The organism is Streptococcus mitis (assembly GCF_946190285.1).
GTDB classification, from domain to species: Bacteria; Bacillota; Bacilli; order Lactobacillales; family Streptococcaceae; genus Streptococcus; species Streptococcus mitis_CP.
The window spans coordinates 35,942-49,551 of sequence record NZ_CAMHZX010000002.1; the positions used below are offsets into that span (position 1 = coordinate 35,942).

General features: G+C 43.1%; 13 protein-coding genes. 3 read left to right on the plus strand and 10 right to left on the minus strand.

The features are described from left to right. Positions 1-70: 70 nt before the first annotated feature. The 3 genes from rnhC to recD2 all read left to right on the plus strand — a co-directional run bounded on the left by rnhC (position 71) and on the right by recD2 (position 4,217). Positions 71-952, plus strand: a complete 882-nt coding sequence (rnhC, locus tag N8L39_RS03800) for a ribonuclease HIII (RefSeq protein ID WP_261010267.1) — start codon at positions 71-73, stop codon at positions 950-952. 3 nt (positions 953-955) lie between these two features. Continuing rightward, the gene (gene lepB, locus N8L39_RS03805) at positions 956-1,570 is read left to right on the plus strand and encodes a signal peptidase I (RefSeq protein WP_001083986.1); all 615 of its coding nucleotides are present in this window, start codon (positions 956-958) and stop codon (positions 1,568-1,570) included. Positions 1,571-1,850: 280 nt separating this feature from the next. After that, positions 1,851-4,217 (plus strand): SF1B family DNA helicase RecD2, encoded by a 2,367-nt coding sequence (gene recD2, locus N8L39_RS03810; RefSeq protein WP_261010266.1) that lies wholly within the window; start codon positions 1,851-1,853, stop codon positions 4,215-4,217. Between the two features lie 47 nt (positions 4,218-4,264). On the opposite strand, the gene tig is transcribed toward recD2, so the two are convergent. The 10 genes from tig to N8L39_RS03860 form a co-directional block, all read right to left on the minus strand. Continuing rightward, positions 4,265-5,548, minus strand: coding sequence for a trigger factor (gene tig / locus N8L39_RS03815; protein WP_000116491.1), 1,284 nt, complete (start codon positions 5,546-5,548; stop codon positions 4,265-4,267). 92 nt (positions 5,549-5,640) lie between these two features. After that, positions 5,641-6,297 carry a DNA alkylation repair protein gene (locus tag N8L39_RS03820; protein ID WP_261010265.1) on the minus strand — a complete coding sequence of 219 codons (657 nt, stop codon included), beginning with the start codon at positions 6,295-6,297 and terminating at the stop codon, positions 5,641-5,643. Beyond that, on the minus strand, positions 6,298-6,930 hold the full coding sequence (locus tag N8L39_RS03825) for a response regulator transcription factor (protein WP_261010264.1): 633 nt from the start codon (positions 6,928-6,930) through the stop codon (positions 6,298-6,300). It lies immediately after the preceding gene. 13 nt (positions 6,931-6,943) lie between these two features. After that, positions 6,944-7,939 (minus strand): envelope stress sensor histidine kinase LiaS, encoded by a 996-nt coding sequence (locus N8L39_RS03830; protein WP_261010263.1) that lies wholly within the window; start codon positions 7,937-7,939, stop codon positions 6,944-6,946. Next, positions 7,936-8,634 (minus strand): cell wall-active antibiotics response protein LiaF, encoded by a 699-nt coding sequence (liaF, locus tag N8L39_RS03835; RefSeq protein ID WP_033682280.1) that lies wholly within the window; start codon positions 8,632-8,634, stop codon positions 7,936-7,938. Before liaF ends, N8L39_RS03830 begins: the two co-directional genes overlap by 4 nt. Positions 8,635-8,710: 76 nt before the next feature. Continuing rightward, positions 8,711-9,721, minus strand: coding sequence for a type 2 isopentenyl-diphosphate Delta-isomerase (gene fni, locus N8L39_RS03840; RefSeq protein WP_261010262.1), 1,011 nt, complete (start codon positions 9,719-9,721; stop codon positions 8,711-8,713). Further along, a complete protein-coding gene (locus N8L39_RS03845) occupies positions 9,705-10,712 on the minus strand; it encodes a phosphomevalonate kinase (protein ID WP_261010261.1) in 1,008 nt (335 codons plus the stop codon). The genes fni and N8L39_RS03845 overlap by 17 nt, the downstream gene beginning before the upstream one ends. Further along, complete coding sequence (mvaD, locus tag N8L39_RS03850) at positions 10,699-11,652, minus strand: diphosphomevalonate decarboxylase (protein WP_261010260.1); 954 nt, start codon at positions 11,650-11,652, stop codon at positions 10,699-10,701. The genes N8L39_RS03845 and mvaD overlap by 14 nt, the downstream gene beginning before the upstream one ends. Next, positions 11,634-12,512, minus strand: coding sequence for a mevalonate kinase (gene mvk, locus N8L39_RS03855; RefSeq protein ID WP_261010259.1), 879 nt, complete (start codon positions 12,510-12,512; stop codon positions 11,634-11,636). The genes mvaD and mvk overlap by 19 nt, the downstream gene beginning before the upstream one ends. 122 nt (positions 12,513-12,634) lie before the next feature. Continuing rightward, a complete protein-coding gene (locus N8L39_RS03860) occupies positions 12,635-13,576 on the minus strand; it encodes an N-acetylmuramoyl-L-alanine amidase family protein (protein ID WP_261010258.1) in 942 nt (313 codons plus the stop codon). Positions 13,577-13,610: the final 34 nt, after the last annotated feature.

The following is a 13,610-nucleotide window of genomic DNA, read 5'->3' on the forward strand; positions in this document are numbered from 1 at the left end:
TATTATACCAAAATTCGCTAACTTTGTCAGTTTTTACAAATTTGCCTGCTTTTATGGTACAATAGAAACTATGGCAAGTATAACACTCACACCAAGCGAAAAGGAGATCCAGGCTTTTCTTGAACACTATCAAAGCAGTCTGACTCCCAGCAAGAATCCCTATATTCGCTACTTTTTGCGACTACCTCAAGCAACGGTTTCTATCTATACTTCTGGAAAGGTCTTGCTTCAGGGTGAAGGAGCTGAGAAATACGCCAGTTTCTTTGGCTATCAAGTTGTAGAGGAAACCAGCGGACAAAATCTCCCTTTGATTGGGACAGATGAGGTAGGGAATGGTTCCTACTTTGGTGGGCTTGCAGTTGTGGCTTCCTTTGTCACACCTGACCAGCATGATTTCTTACGAAAACTCGGTGTGGGAGATTCTAAGACTCTGACAGACCAAAAAATCCGTCAGATTGCCCCTATTCTCAAGGAAAAAATCCAGCACCAGGCACTCCTTCTCTCACCAAGCAAGTACAACGAGGTCATCGGAGACCGCTACAACGCTGTTTCAGTTAAGGTAGCCCTCCATAATCAGGCTATCTACCTCCTCCTTCAAAAAGGTGTTCAACCTGAGAAAATTGTGATTGATGCCTTTACCAGTGCTAAAAATTATGACAAGTACTTGGCACAAGAGGCCAATCGTTTCAGCAATCCTATCAGCTTGGAAGAAAAGGCTGAGGGAAAATACTTGGCTGTCGCAGTTTCTTCTATCATTGCGCGTGATCTCTTTCTGGAAAATCTAGAAAATCTGGGACGAGAACTGGGTTATCAACTCCCAAGTGGGGCTGGAACGGCTTCTGATAAGGTAGCTAGCCAGATTTTGCAAGCCTATGGTATGCAGGGACTCAACTTCTGCGCCAAACTGCACTTTAAAAATACTGAAAAAGCGAAAAAACGCTTAGAAAGGTAAATTATGAATTCATTTAAAAATTTCTTAAAAGAGTGGGGATTGTTCCTCCTAATTCTGTCATTACTGGCTTTGAGCCGTATCTTTTTTTGGAGTAATGTCCGCGTAGAAGGGCATTCCATGGATCCTACCCTAGCGGATGGCGAAATCCTCTTTGTTGTCAAACACCTCCCTATTGACCGTTTTGATATCGTGGTTGCCCATGAGGAAGATGGCAATAAGGACATCGTCAAGCGCGTGATTGGAATGCCTGGCGACACCATCCGTTACGAAAATGATAAACTTTACATCAATGATAAAGAGACGGACGAACCTTACCTAGCTGACTACATCAAACGTTTCAAGGATGACAAACTCCAAAGCACATACTCAGGCAAGGGCTTTGAAGGAAATAAAGGAACTTTCTTTAGAAGTATCGCTCAAAAAGCTCAAGCCTTCACAGTCGATGTCAACTACAATACCAACTTTAGCTTTACAGTTCCAGAAGGAGAATACCTTCTCCTTGGAGACGATCGCTTGGTTTCGAGCGACAGCCGCCACGTAGGTACCTTTAAAGCAAAAGATATCACAGGGGAAGCTAAATTCCGCTTCTGGCCAATCACCCGTATCGGAACATTTTAAGAGACCTAAGAGGCCGAGAAGCACCAATCTCAGCCTCTTCTTCTATCGTGAAAAGATGATTATTCACTATCCAGTTTGATTAAGATAGAAACAAAGTTATACTCAATGAAAATCAAAGAGCAAACTAGGAAGCTAGCCGCAGGTTGCTCAAAGCACTGCTTTGAGGTTGTAGATAGAACTGACGAAGTCAGTAACATATATACGGCAAGGCGAAGCTGACGTGGTTTGAATTTGATTTTCGAAGAGTATTAACTCTCACCTATTCATGCAAAGGAATTTTATGGAAGTTTATTTTTCAGGAACCATTGAACGGATTATTTTTGAAAATCCCAGCAATTTTTATCGCATCCTCCTCCTAGAAATCGAAGATACGGACGCAGAGGATTTTGATGATTTTGAAATCATTGTCACCGGTACCATGGCTGACGTAATTGAGGGCGAAGACTATACATTTTGGGGGCAAATTGTCCAGCACTCCAAGTATGGGGAGCAACTGCAAATCAGCCGGTATGAACGCTCAAAACCAACTAGCAAGGGCTTGGTCAAGTACTTTTCAAGTAGCCATTTCAAGGGAATTGGTCTCAAAACAGCTCAGAAAATCGTGGATACCTATGGCGACAATACCATTGACGAAATTCTGCAACACCCGGAAAAGCTAGAAGGCATCGCAGGACTCTCTGCCAAAAATCGAGAGGCTTTCGTTTCTACTCTCCGTCTCAACTACGGAACAGAGATGGTTTTAGCTAAACTGGCCAACTACGGCATTCCCAACAAACTAGCCTTCCAGATTCAAGACTTTTACAAGGAAGAAACTCTTGATGTGGTTGAAAATTATCCCTACCAACTGGTCGAGGATATCAAGGGTTTGGGCTTTACCATTGCTGACCAATTAGCGGAAGAACTAGGTATCGAAAGTCAGGCTCCTGAACGCTTCCGCGCCGGTCTAGTTCACAGTCTTTTTCAGGCCTGTATGGAAACAGGGGACACCTATGTTGAAGCACGGGATTTGCTAGAACAAACCCTTACTCTCCTTGAGTCTTCCCGCCCCGTGGAACTGGATCCCAGTCAAGTGGCCCAAGAACTCTCCTACCTGATTGAAGAAGACAAGGTTCAGCAAGTTGATACCAAGATTTTTGACAACAGCCTCTTTTTCGCTGAGGAAGGCATCCGTAGTCACTTGGTTCGTATCCTTGAAAAAGGAAAACAGAAGAGTCATGATTTAGAAACCATTCAAAAACATATCACTACTGTCGAGGAAGAGCTGGGAATTGAGTATGATAGCATTCAAAAACAAGCCATCTGTGATGCTATCCAGAACAAGGTCTTTATCCTGACAGGTGGGCCTGGTACTGGTAAGACAACTGTTATCAATGGGATCATCGCTGTTTATGCCCTCTTAGAAGGACTTGACCTCAGGAAAAAAAGCAATCTGCCGATTCTTCTTGCTGCTCCAACTGGACGAGCAGCTCGTCGCATGAATGAATTGACAGGCTTGCCTAGCGCTACCATACATCGCCACTTAGGAATGACAGGTGACGATGATACCAGTCATCTGGAAGATTATCTGGATGCCGACTTTATCATCGTGGATGAATTTTCTATGGTGGATACTTGGTTGGCCAATCAACTCTTCTCAAACATCTCTTCTAACAGTAAAATCCTCATCGTGGGAGATAGCGATCAGCTACCGTCTGTCAGCCCTGGACAAGTTCTAGCTGACCTCCTTCATATTCCTTTGATCCCTCAGACTCGCTTGGAAAAAATTTACCGGCAAAGCGAAGAATCAACCATCGTCACCCTAGCTAGTCAAATTCGACAGGGTATCTTGCCATCTGATTTTACCCAGAAAAAAGCAGACCGTTCCTACTTTGAAATTGCTAGTGGCCATATTCCTGCTACCATTGAAAAGATTTTAGGCGCTGCCCTAAGAAGTGGTATTCCTGCCCGTGATATTCAAGTTCTGGCTCCCATGTACCGAGGGACGGCAGGGATTGATGCCATCAACCAACTCATGCAAGACCTGCTAAACCCACCACAAAAAGATCAACTCAGTTTTGAAGCTCCCCAGTGCCACTATCGCAAGGGAGATAAGGTCATTCATTTGGTTAACGATGCTGAAATCAATGTCTTTAACGGGGATCTAGGAGCTATCACAGACCTGATTCCTGGTAAATACACAGAGTCGAAACAAGACGAGATTGTTATTGATTTTGACGGCAACGAGGTCTCTTACCCACGTAACGAATGGTACAAGATTCGCCTGGCCTATGCCATGAGCATCCATAAATCACAGGGAAGTGAGTTCCCTGTTGTCATCCTACCTATCACTAGTGCTAGTAGGCGTATGCTGGAGCGCAATCTCATCTATACAGCCATTACACGCGCCAAAAGCAAACTTATCTTACTAGGTGAATTACAGGCCTTCGACTATGCTACTCAACACATCGGAACTGCTCGAAAAACTTATCTGATTGAACGCTTCAGTGATTTATTGGAGAATGTTGAAGAAAAGCAACCAGCGGTCTCTGAAACTGCCACATCAAGTGCATCTGAACAATCCTACATCCTGACCGAAGAAAATTGGAACAGCATCCCCGCTATGATTGGGATTACAGACGCAGACTTCAAAGAGATTTTTGGAAAATAGTGCATAAGAAAACCCACCTAATCAGGTGGGATTTTTGTTTATTAAGATTATTTAACTGTTGCTGTGCTTGTAATCAATTCAACAGCTTTTTTGATTGTGATATCGTGTTTCAACATATCAGCTGAAAGCAAGCTTTGTACTTGAGCAACTTCCATGTTGTAGTCTGCTGCCAATTGCTCAACTTCTTTTTGGATTTCTTCTTCTGAAGCGTCAAACCCTTCAGCTTTTGCAACTGCTTCAATAACAAGGTTAGTCTTAGTACGTGACTCAGCTTCTGCTTGGTATTGGTTGTGAAGGTCTTCTTGAGTAGTTCCAGTGATTTGGAAGTACATGTCAGGGTTGATACCTTGACGTTGCAAGTTTCCAAGGAATTCATTTACTGAACGGTGAACTTCTTCGTGGATCATTTCTTCTGGGAGTTCTACGATTTCAGCGTTTTCTACAGCTTTATCAATTGCTGCACCTTCAACGGCATCTTTGTAAGCTTCTTCTTTAGCAGCAGCCAATTCGTTACGGTATTTTTCTTTCAATTCAGCAAGTGTTTCAACTTCTTCGTCGATGTCTTTTGCAAGTTCATCGTCAAGAGCTGGAACTTCTTTAGCTTTTACTTCGTGGATAGTTGTCACGAATTTAGCTTCTTTACCTGCAAGGTCTTCTGCTTGGTAGTCTTCTGGGAATGTTACGATAACGTCAACAGTTTCACCAGCTGAGTGACCTACCAATTGGTCTTCGAAACCAGGGATGAATTGACCTGAACCAAGTCCAAGTGAGAAGTTTTCACCTTTTCCGCCATCAAATTCAACACCGTCGATAGAACCAACGAAGTCGATGACAACAGTGTCGCCGTTTTCAGCAGCAGCTTCCTTGATAACCAATTCAGCCAAGTTGTTGCGTTCGCGTTCGATACGCTCTTCAACGTCAGCGTCAGTGACTTCTTTTTCTACATCTACTGATACTTCAAGGTTTTTGTAGTCACCCAATTTTACTTCAGGTTTTGTAACGACTTCAGCAGTGATAACCCAGTCTTGACCTTTTTCCATTGAAGTTACGTCAATTTTTGGTTGAGCAACCACTTCAAGACCAGCTTCTTTTACAGCTGCTTCATAAGCGTTTGGCAAAAGAGCGTTCATAACGTCTTGGTAAAGTGACTCTTCACCAAATTTTTTGTCGAAGATAGGACGTGGAAGGTGACCTTTACGGAAACCTGGAACATTAAGAGATTTCTTCACTGAGTTGAAGACACGGTCCAATTCTGGTTTGATTTGGTCTTGAGAGATAGTGAAAGTCAAGACACCACGGTTTGTTTCTTTGTTTTCAAATGATACAGACATTCTGTCATTTCTCCTTAAAATTTTTTAAATACAGTCTATTATAACATAAATGGGCGACTTTTTTCAAGTCATGAATGCGCTTTTCAATCACGCTAGAGGTACTTGCTCGCTTCTTTGATGCTAAGTTCAGCCATTCTTTCCTTGTTTTTCTCAATGAAGCCTGCTACCCAAGCTGGATTGGTTTTGGAGTAGTCTCTCAGAGCCCAGCCAATGGCTTTATTAATAAAGAATTCTGTTTGATTCAAATTATGGAGCAGAATCTTTTCCAGTAATTGAACATTGGTCTTCTCTTTTCTTAACAACTGGTGGTCAATAGCGACGCGTCTCAACCAGATATTGTCTGACAGGCTCCATTGGAGGATTATTTTTTCCAGTTCCTGCTTCTCATACACCAAACTCCCTACTACTCGATCTAGGATATCCACCGTATCCCACCAAGACTTGGTAACAACCAACTGCTCTAGCTTAGGCAAATCGCTGTCCTTTAGATAAGACTGCATTGCTTTCAAATAATTGGCAGCCACATACTGGTATTCTCTATACTCTTTTTCCCAGCAAGTATCTAAAAAATCCCAATCGATGGCCCTTGTTTTTTTCGCTTTTGGAAAGTATTTTTTATAGAGTTTATTTCTTTCAGGCGCCGCAATGCCTAGAAAGGAAAATTGATGGCGCATATAGGCTTCCATGGGCCCTGCCTTTTTTGAATCTTTTGCTGCTTCTATCTCAACAAGTAAATCTGTTAGACTCATCTAAAAATCCTCATGCCCCACCAAGTGGTGCTGAAAGGCATAGACTGCAGCCTGGGTACGATCGCTGACTTCAAGTTTGGCAAGAATGTTAGACACGTGCGTCTTGACCGTCTTGAGAGAGATAAAAAGTTCATCTGCGATGCGCTGATTTTCGTAGCCCTTGGCGATGAGTTGAAGAACATCTCGCTCACGCGCAGTCAAGTCCTCATGTAGTTCTATGTGATTGCGGTGGTATTCGACCTTCTTGCTGACCTCTTGCTCAATGGCCAACTCGCCAGCAGCCACCTTACGGACAGCATGGAGTAGTTCGTCTGCACTTGATGTCTTAAGCATATAACCTTTAGCACCAGCATTTAAGACAGGCATGATTTTTTCATTGTCCAAATAAGAGCTCACAATCAAAATCTTGGCTTCAGGCCATTCTTTGAGGATGGCTAAGGTCGCGTCAATTCCATTCATCTCAGGCATGACAATATCCATGACAATGACATCTGGACGCAATTCCAAGGCCAAGTCAATGCCTTGAGACCCGTTTGCCGCCTCACCCACAACTTCTACATCGTCTTGGAGGTCAAAGTAGCTTTTCAAGCCCAATCGGACCATTTCATGATCATCTACCAGTAAAATTCTCATCTTTACTCCTTTATCATTCCTTATCTAGCAAGGGAATACGGATATCAACTGCCAGCCCTTGCTTGGGAGCTGTCAAGAGTTGAACTGTTCCAGCCATATCTTCAACCCTCTCTTTGATATTGCGAAGTCCATAACTCAAGTCATCGAAGTTCCCCAATTGGAAACCAATCCCATTGTCCACCACCTTCAGTTGCAATTCAACATCTGTCTGATAGAGATAGACATCCAAACAAGAGGCCTGAGCATGGCGGAGGGTATTGCTGATTAACTCTTGCAGGATACGGAAGATATGCTCCTCGATTTTCTTGGGTAATTTCGTCACATTTTGCTTAAGACTAACCTTGAGATCGCTCTTGTCCTCAAGCTCTTTTAGGAGAATTTGAATCCCTTCTATCAAGCTCTTCTGTTCCAATTCAACTGGTCGCAAATGCAAGAGCAAGACCCGTAAATCCTTCTGGGCGGTTTCTAAAATAGCTGTGACACTCTGCAACTGGGTCTGCATCTTTTTTCTATCCAATTTCAAAGACTGTTGACTGACACCTGACAAAATCATGTGGGCCGCAAACAACTCCTGACTGACTGTATCGTGCAAATCCCTAGCAATCCGCTTCCGTTCCTTCTCAATGATTTCCTCTTCCTGAGCAAGACTGTGATTTTCAGCTTTTTGAAGAGCCTCTGTCAAGAGGTTAAGTTTACCTGACAAGGACTTGAAACTGGCATCCAAATCTGGATCTGCAACCTGAACCACTTCTTGTCCTGCCAACAAACGCTTGAGATTAGCCTGCATTTTTCTTAGAGAAAGCTCTTCAACACCTCTCCAAAACAGGGCTAAGAGAAATGTCATGGACATGCTGAATACCAACAACAAAAAAATAAATTTTTCTGTTTTTTCGACATCGTGCAGGAAAATAGACCAGTCAAAGTCAAGGATTTCCAGCAAGCTGTGGGAGAAAAATAAGACAAACAGGAAGGAGGTGAGAGCAATAATTACATAGGCTTGTTTTTTCATCCCCTAATCACCTCAACATCCCCAATCATAGTGGTCAAGAAAATCTTGACACTCTTGTTACTCTTGAGATAGTCTTTCGTTTCCTGATGATAATGTTCATTGCGGAGGGCTCGCTTGGGCTGGTTGAAAAAAGTCAAATCACCATAGAGACAGTTAACGCTGAGGCTGACTTCCACATCTACAGGTACGATGATTTTGGTCGTACCTACCATCTTTCTGAGAATAATGACATTGTCATGATTGGTTAAAATCACCCTCTCCAGATGAATAGTGTCCTTGCCCATGAGGCGAAAAAGATTGATATCATCAAACTGGCAAGTCTGGTAACTTGAAAAATGATGGAGATTCCCAAACCAACGATTTTTCTCCTTCTTAACCGTCACCACCTCTTCAAACACCAAATTTGTCTGCTCTTTTTCCTGGTTCATCATCGGATAAAGAAGAAAGAGGCTATAGATGACCGCAACAAAAATAGCTAAAATCACAAAAGGATTGAGCATGACGATGAAAAAGAAGAGAATGGTTGCCACCACCAAAAGAAGGTTATTTCCCTCTTTTCCAGTGTAATAGCGAATCAAAAGTAAAAAGAGGAATAGAATCAACAGAAAACGCGAAAAATGCTCTGAAACCATCAAAATCAGAGCTCCCGTCAAAAGACAGGCTTCGATAAATAAAAAGATTTTAAATTTTCTCATAGGTTGATCCTCTCCCTTCTATTTTATCACAATTCAAAAAAGTCACCTCGGTCTGAGGATGGAAAAAAGGCGCTGGTTACGCCTTTTTCATCTGATCATTTGCTTCTTTTAATTTTCCATAAAGAAGATAGTCTACTTTTTGCAGATCTGCTATGGTGGCACAATTAAGGGCACACATAATCAAACGCAGATCATCTTTCCAGCCTTGGACAATGCCGATCACTTCTTCAACTGTGTAGCTTTCAATCAATTCCAGAACTGTTCGAGACAGTCCCACAGCCTTTGCGCCAAAGACCAAGCACTTAATCATATCCAGTGGATTCCGAACCCCTCCACTGACCAAGAGTTCAACCTTGTCTTTCCAGTCTTGGGCATTGAGAAGAGCCTGCATGGTGGACTGGCCCCATTGATTGAGATAATCACGCTGACCACTGCGACGGTTTTCAATATAGGCAAAGCTGGTACCACCACGACCTGACAGGTCAAAGGTTCGAACGCCCAATTCATAGGCTCTCTCGATGGTCTTCACATCCATTCCAAAGCCCACTTCCTTTAGGACAATAGGAACAGGGATTTGCTTGCTATAGTCTGCTAGATTCGATTGCCAGCATCTGAACTTCCTTTCTCCCTCTGGCATGAGTAATTCCTGCATAACATTGACGTGCACTTGCAGGAGAAGGGGATCCATCTCTTCTACAGTCCGAAGTCCCAACTCAACAGGCTTGTCCAATCCAATATTGGTTCCAAGAAGGAGATTTGGATGGCTAGACTTGACAGAAAAAGAGTCATCTGCTGGATCTTTGAGGGCTGCGCTATAAGAACCCGTTACAAATAAAATACCACAGGCTTCCGCCACCTGAGCCAGCTTTTGATTGATTTCTCTTCCCTTATCACTTCCACCCGTCATAGCATTGATATAAAAAGGAAAGTCCCACTTTCGACCAGCAAATTCTGTCGAAAGATTGATTTCATCCAGATCGTAAAGAGGCAAGGAAGAATGAATCAACTCCACCTCATCAAAGCTATTATAGGAACTTTTCTGCTCAAGGGCATAGCGGATGTGCTCATCCTTACGATTTGTCGTCATGTCCTATCCTTTCTTGGTATAAGAGCTCAATCCCCAGATCGGCCCAACGGTTTTTTAGGGTTTCAGTTGATTGCTCATCAAAACTCAAGGCAATACCACAATCACCACCACCAGCGCCGCTACTCTTAGCAACAGCTTGCAAATCTTGACTGGCTTCTTTCAACTGTCTAAGCGAAGGAGTGTAAATATCTGCGCTCAAGCCTTCTAAGAGCTTGCTGGCTACTTCTACTTGCTCGATCACTTTTTCGGCTTTTCCTTGCTCCAAGGATTCTACCAAAGTAGCTACCGTTGCTTTTGAGGAACTTAAAAAATTCTGATTGATGTTTTGCTTGATTTGCTGGACCATGTGACTCGATACAGCCACTTCCTTGGTCCATCCCACTAGGAAATCACATTCTAGGGCAGGTTGTACGTGTGAGATTGAAAAGCCCCAATCACGCTCTAAAACAGTCGCTAAGTTTTCTTCTTCCAACCAAGCAGCCACCTTCTGGCGATTAAATGACTGGTAAAGAACCAATTCCTCTGCCACAATACAGGCAATGTCCCCCATAGAACCATTGTCTCCTCGCTTGATCAAGACAGCGCTAGCCAACTTGAACAAGAGCTCCTGATCAACCGAAACATCATACAGAGCTAGCAGAGCCTTGATGACCAAAACAACGACACTACCGCTAGAACCTAGACCAAACTTTTTCCCTTCCCGTTCCATTTTTCCTCGGATTTCTAAAGAAAATGGTCGCAAAGTCTGCCCACGATCGGCGAGGAAGTCATTCATCAAAGCAATCGTTTCTTGAATCAAGCTGTAGTCAGGATTTGGTGTCAAATCCACTGCGAAATCAAACATATCTGAGTAAATACGGTAACTATCAGAAAAAGCAATCTCGCCCTTCATATAGATAGGAATGGCCTTTATCAAGGCCAACTGCCCTGGCTCTAAAATAGCATATTCACCTGCCCAATAGAGCTTTCCGCAAGTTTTAACAGCAATCATCTTGGCTCAAATCCTTTGTTTTTGATACAATCAAGCGATAACGTTGACCGAAGATTTCTGATAAATGCTCCAAGTCTTTCTCTTGACAGAGGACTTTGACATTGGGACCAGCATCCATAGTAAAGTAGCAGGCTTCTCCTTGCTCACGAAGCTGGCGGACAAAGTCCATTGCTTCATAGCTTGCATCCGTCAGATAAGAAAAGGCTGGTGATGCTGTTTTGGTCGTAGCGTGCATAGCCAGGGCATTTTTCTCCGTTAATTCCCCAACCTTGGCAAAATCATTTTCCTTGAGATAAGCCAGCATATCCTGATAGTCCTTCTCAGACTGACGCACCCAGTCGTCAAAAGTCGTCGAAGTTTCCACACAAAGTTTCATACCGTCACGGCTAGAAATTGGTTTTTTCTTGTCCTCCAGCACCAACATAATCATAGCTAGTTTCAAGTCTGTCTCTACAGGGTAAATTTCTCCACTATCCTTATCCCAGGCTCCTAGCGGTCCATAAAAACTCCGAGAAGAAGATCCTGAGGCAAACTTAGCCTCCTGTGCCAACTGACTCCGATTTAAACCAAGCTTGAAATAAGCATTACAAGCCTTGACCAAGGCAGACAAACCACTAGAACTTGATGACAAGCCCGCTGCGGTAGGCATATTGTTTTGAGTATCTATACGGACAAAGCCCTCACCTTCTGGACGGTAACGGTCAATAATCTTGCTCATCTTGGCATGCTCCGCCTCATTTTGTAGCTGACCATTGATATAAAAGGCATCAGCTGTCGCATCCGTCGGTAGAGATGACAAAGTCGTCTCCGTGTACATATTCTCCAAAGTCAAAGAAATACTGCTAGTAGCAGGCACCATCTCTTTTTCTTTTTTCTTTCCCCAGTATTTGATAATGGCAATATTTGCGTAGGAACGTACTGTTACAGGCTCTCTATCCATGTCTGAACAGCTCCTTTCTCTTCTAATTTTTCTGCTAGTTCTTGAGCTTGTGTCAAATCAGCTGCCAAGGCTATGATACAGCCTCCTAGCCCACCACCGCTCATCTTGGACCCCAGAGCACCATGGCTAAGAGCCGTTTCAACTAGAGAATCTGCCTCAGGGCTACTGACACCAATTTCTTTTAGATGTAAATGCGCTTGACTAAGGATTTGTCCCAGCCCTTCAGCATTTTTTCGTGAAATCGCATCCTCTGCCTGCTGGGTCAATTCTCCCAAGGCATGCAAAAACGGCAGGGCATCCTTGCCCTTGTTTTGAACCACTTGGATGGCTTCACGAGTATGACCATAAACACCGGTATCGGCAATCACCAAATAGGCGGATAAATCCATCTCAAGTTCTGTAAATCCTACGTTCTTAATAAAGCGAATAGGCTGGTCACTGAGACAGGTCTTGGCATCCAAACCACTCGGATTCATATGGGCAATCATCTCAGCCCGATTGACCAAGATTTCTAGTACATCATGAGGCAGTTCTGCCTGATAGTAGTCAAATACCGCACGAATGGCCGCTATGCTGATAGCTGCTGACGAACCCATTCCCCGTTTTTCAGGAATAGCCGAGTCAATCTCACAGCGAATGCAGGCTTCTTTGATATTCAAATACTCCAGAGAAGCATAAACTGCCATGGACAAGGTATCCTCCTCATAGAGACGCCAAGGACTCGCTGCAGGAACTACCTTGCAAGTCACCTCCACCTCCAAAAGAGGCAGGGAGATAGCAGGATAACCGTAAACGACCGCATGCTCCCCTATTAAAATAATCTTACTATGTGCCTGACCGACACCAACTTTTTTTGTCATTTTTTCCTTTTGCTAGACGAAAAAGCCGTCACATTTTTTCATACAAGTATTTATTCTCTCCTATCTATTTTATTATATTTTCACAAAAAAAGCGATTGTTTCCTTCACAATCGCCTCTTTCATTATTGAACCCATTCGCCATTATAATTGACAGAATAGCCATCTACGGTCGTATTCACTGCCAAGGCACCTGAGCTATAAGCGTAGTACCATTTACTACCGACCTGGAACCAGCCTGTTGCCATAGCTCCTGATGAACGAAGATAGTACCACTTGTTACCAAGATATTGCCAACCTGTTTGCATATCACCATTTGACTGGTCTAAATAATACCAAGTTGAACCTTCCTGATACCAACCAGTCGCCATGGCTCCTGATGAACGGAGGTAGTACCACTTATTGCCAAGATATTTCCAACCAGTTTGCATTGCAGCACTTGTTGGATCTAGATAGTACCAAGTTGAGTTATCATTTGTCCAACCATGCACTAGCTCCCCAACCGTTAAACTGTCGATACGAGCATCGAAGCTACCATCCTTCTGTAAATAATACCAGTGTCCCTCATCATAAACCCAACCAGTTTTTAAAGTGTGATAGCTACGCTGATCTTCAAAATAATAGACTCGTTTCTCTGCTGGACTATCATATTGTTCCCCATGATGTTTGTTGGTATTGGTAGCAGTTTTTGCCTCTAAAACTTGCTTGCCAACAAATTCTTGTAGGACACCATCTTGTCCAAAGTAGTACCATTGTGGCATTGGCATAGATTCTAATCTCAAACCATTTGGGTAAGGACCAATTGTACTACCTTTAGATGGAAACGGGATATATTGCCAGCCGACAACCATTTCTCCTGATACATGATCAAAATAATAGGTCTTGCCATCAATCACTCGCCAGGCCTTTTCTTTGATGTCACCCTTCTTGTAGTAGGTTCTACCATTTTCTTGGACAAATTTCCAACCTTCTGAATCAGCATCATCCGCCAATACTGCACTTGTTGCTAGCAAACCGAAGAAAAAAACTGCTAATGCGATTTGCATCAATTTTTTTATTATTTTCATTAGACCTATCCTCCATAGCTGATTGTAGCAAATA

Excerpts from the sequence above, each read along its gene's own strand:
- fni (WP_261010262.1), bottom strand. The coding sequence starts at position 9,721 with ATGACGACAAATCGTAAGGATGAGCACATCCGCTATGCCCTTGAGCAG.
- mvk (WP_261010259.1), bottom strand. The coding sequence starts at position 12,512 with ATGACAAAAAAAGTTGGTGTCGGTCAGGCACATAGTAAGATTATTTTA.
- tig (WP_000116491.1), bottom strand. The coding sequence starts at position 5,548 with ATGTCTGTATCATTTGAAAACAAAGAAACAAACCGTGGTGTCTTGACT.
- liaF (WP_033682280.1), bottom strand. The coding sequence starts at position 8,634 with ATGAGAAAATTTAAAATCTTTTTATTTATCGAAGCCTGTCTTTTGACG.
- rnhC (WP_261010267.1), top strand. The coding sequence starts at position 71 with ATGGCAAGTATAACACTCACACCAAGCGAAAAGGAGATCCAGGCTTTT.
- N8L39_RS03830 (WP_261010263.1), bottom strand. The coding sequence starts at position 7,939 with ATGAAAAAACAAGCCTATGTAATTATTGCTCTCACCTCCTTCCTGTTT.
- recD2 (WP_261010266.1), top strand. The coding sequence starts at position 1,851 with ATGGAAGTTTATTTTTCAGGAACCATTGAACGGATTATTTTTGAAAAT.
- N8L39_RS03860 (WP_261010258.1), bottom strand. The coding sequence starts at position 13,576 with ATGAAAATAATAAAAAAATTGATGCAAATCGCATTAGCAGTTTTTTTC.
- N8L39_RS03825 (WP_261010264.1), bottom strand. The coding sequence starts at position 6,930 with ATGAGAATTTTACTGGTAGATGATCATGAAATGGTCCGATTGGGCTTG.
- lepB (WP_001083986.1), top strand. The coding sequence starts at position 956 with ATGAATTCATTTAAAAATTTCTTAAAAGAGTGGGGATTGTTCCTCCTA.
- N8L39_RS03820 (WP_261010265.1), bottom strand. The coding sequence starts at position 6,297 with ATGAGTCTAACAGATTTACTTGTTGAGATAGAAGCAGCAAAAGATTCA.
- N8L39_RS03845 (WP_261010261.1), bottom strand. The coding sequence starts at position 10,712 with ATGATTGCTGTTAAAACTTGCGGAAAGCTCTATTGGGCAGGTGAATAT.
- mvaD (WP_261010260.1), bottom strand. The coding sequence starts at position 11,652 with ATGGATAGAGAGCCTGTAACAGTACGTTCCTACGCAAATATTGCCATT.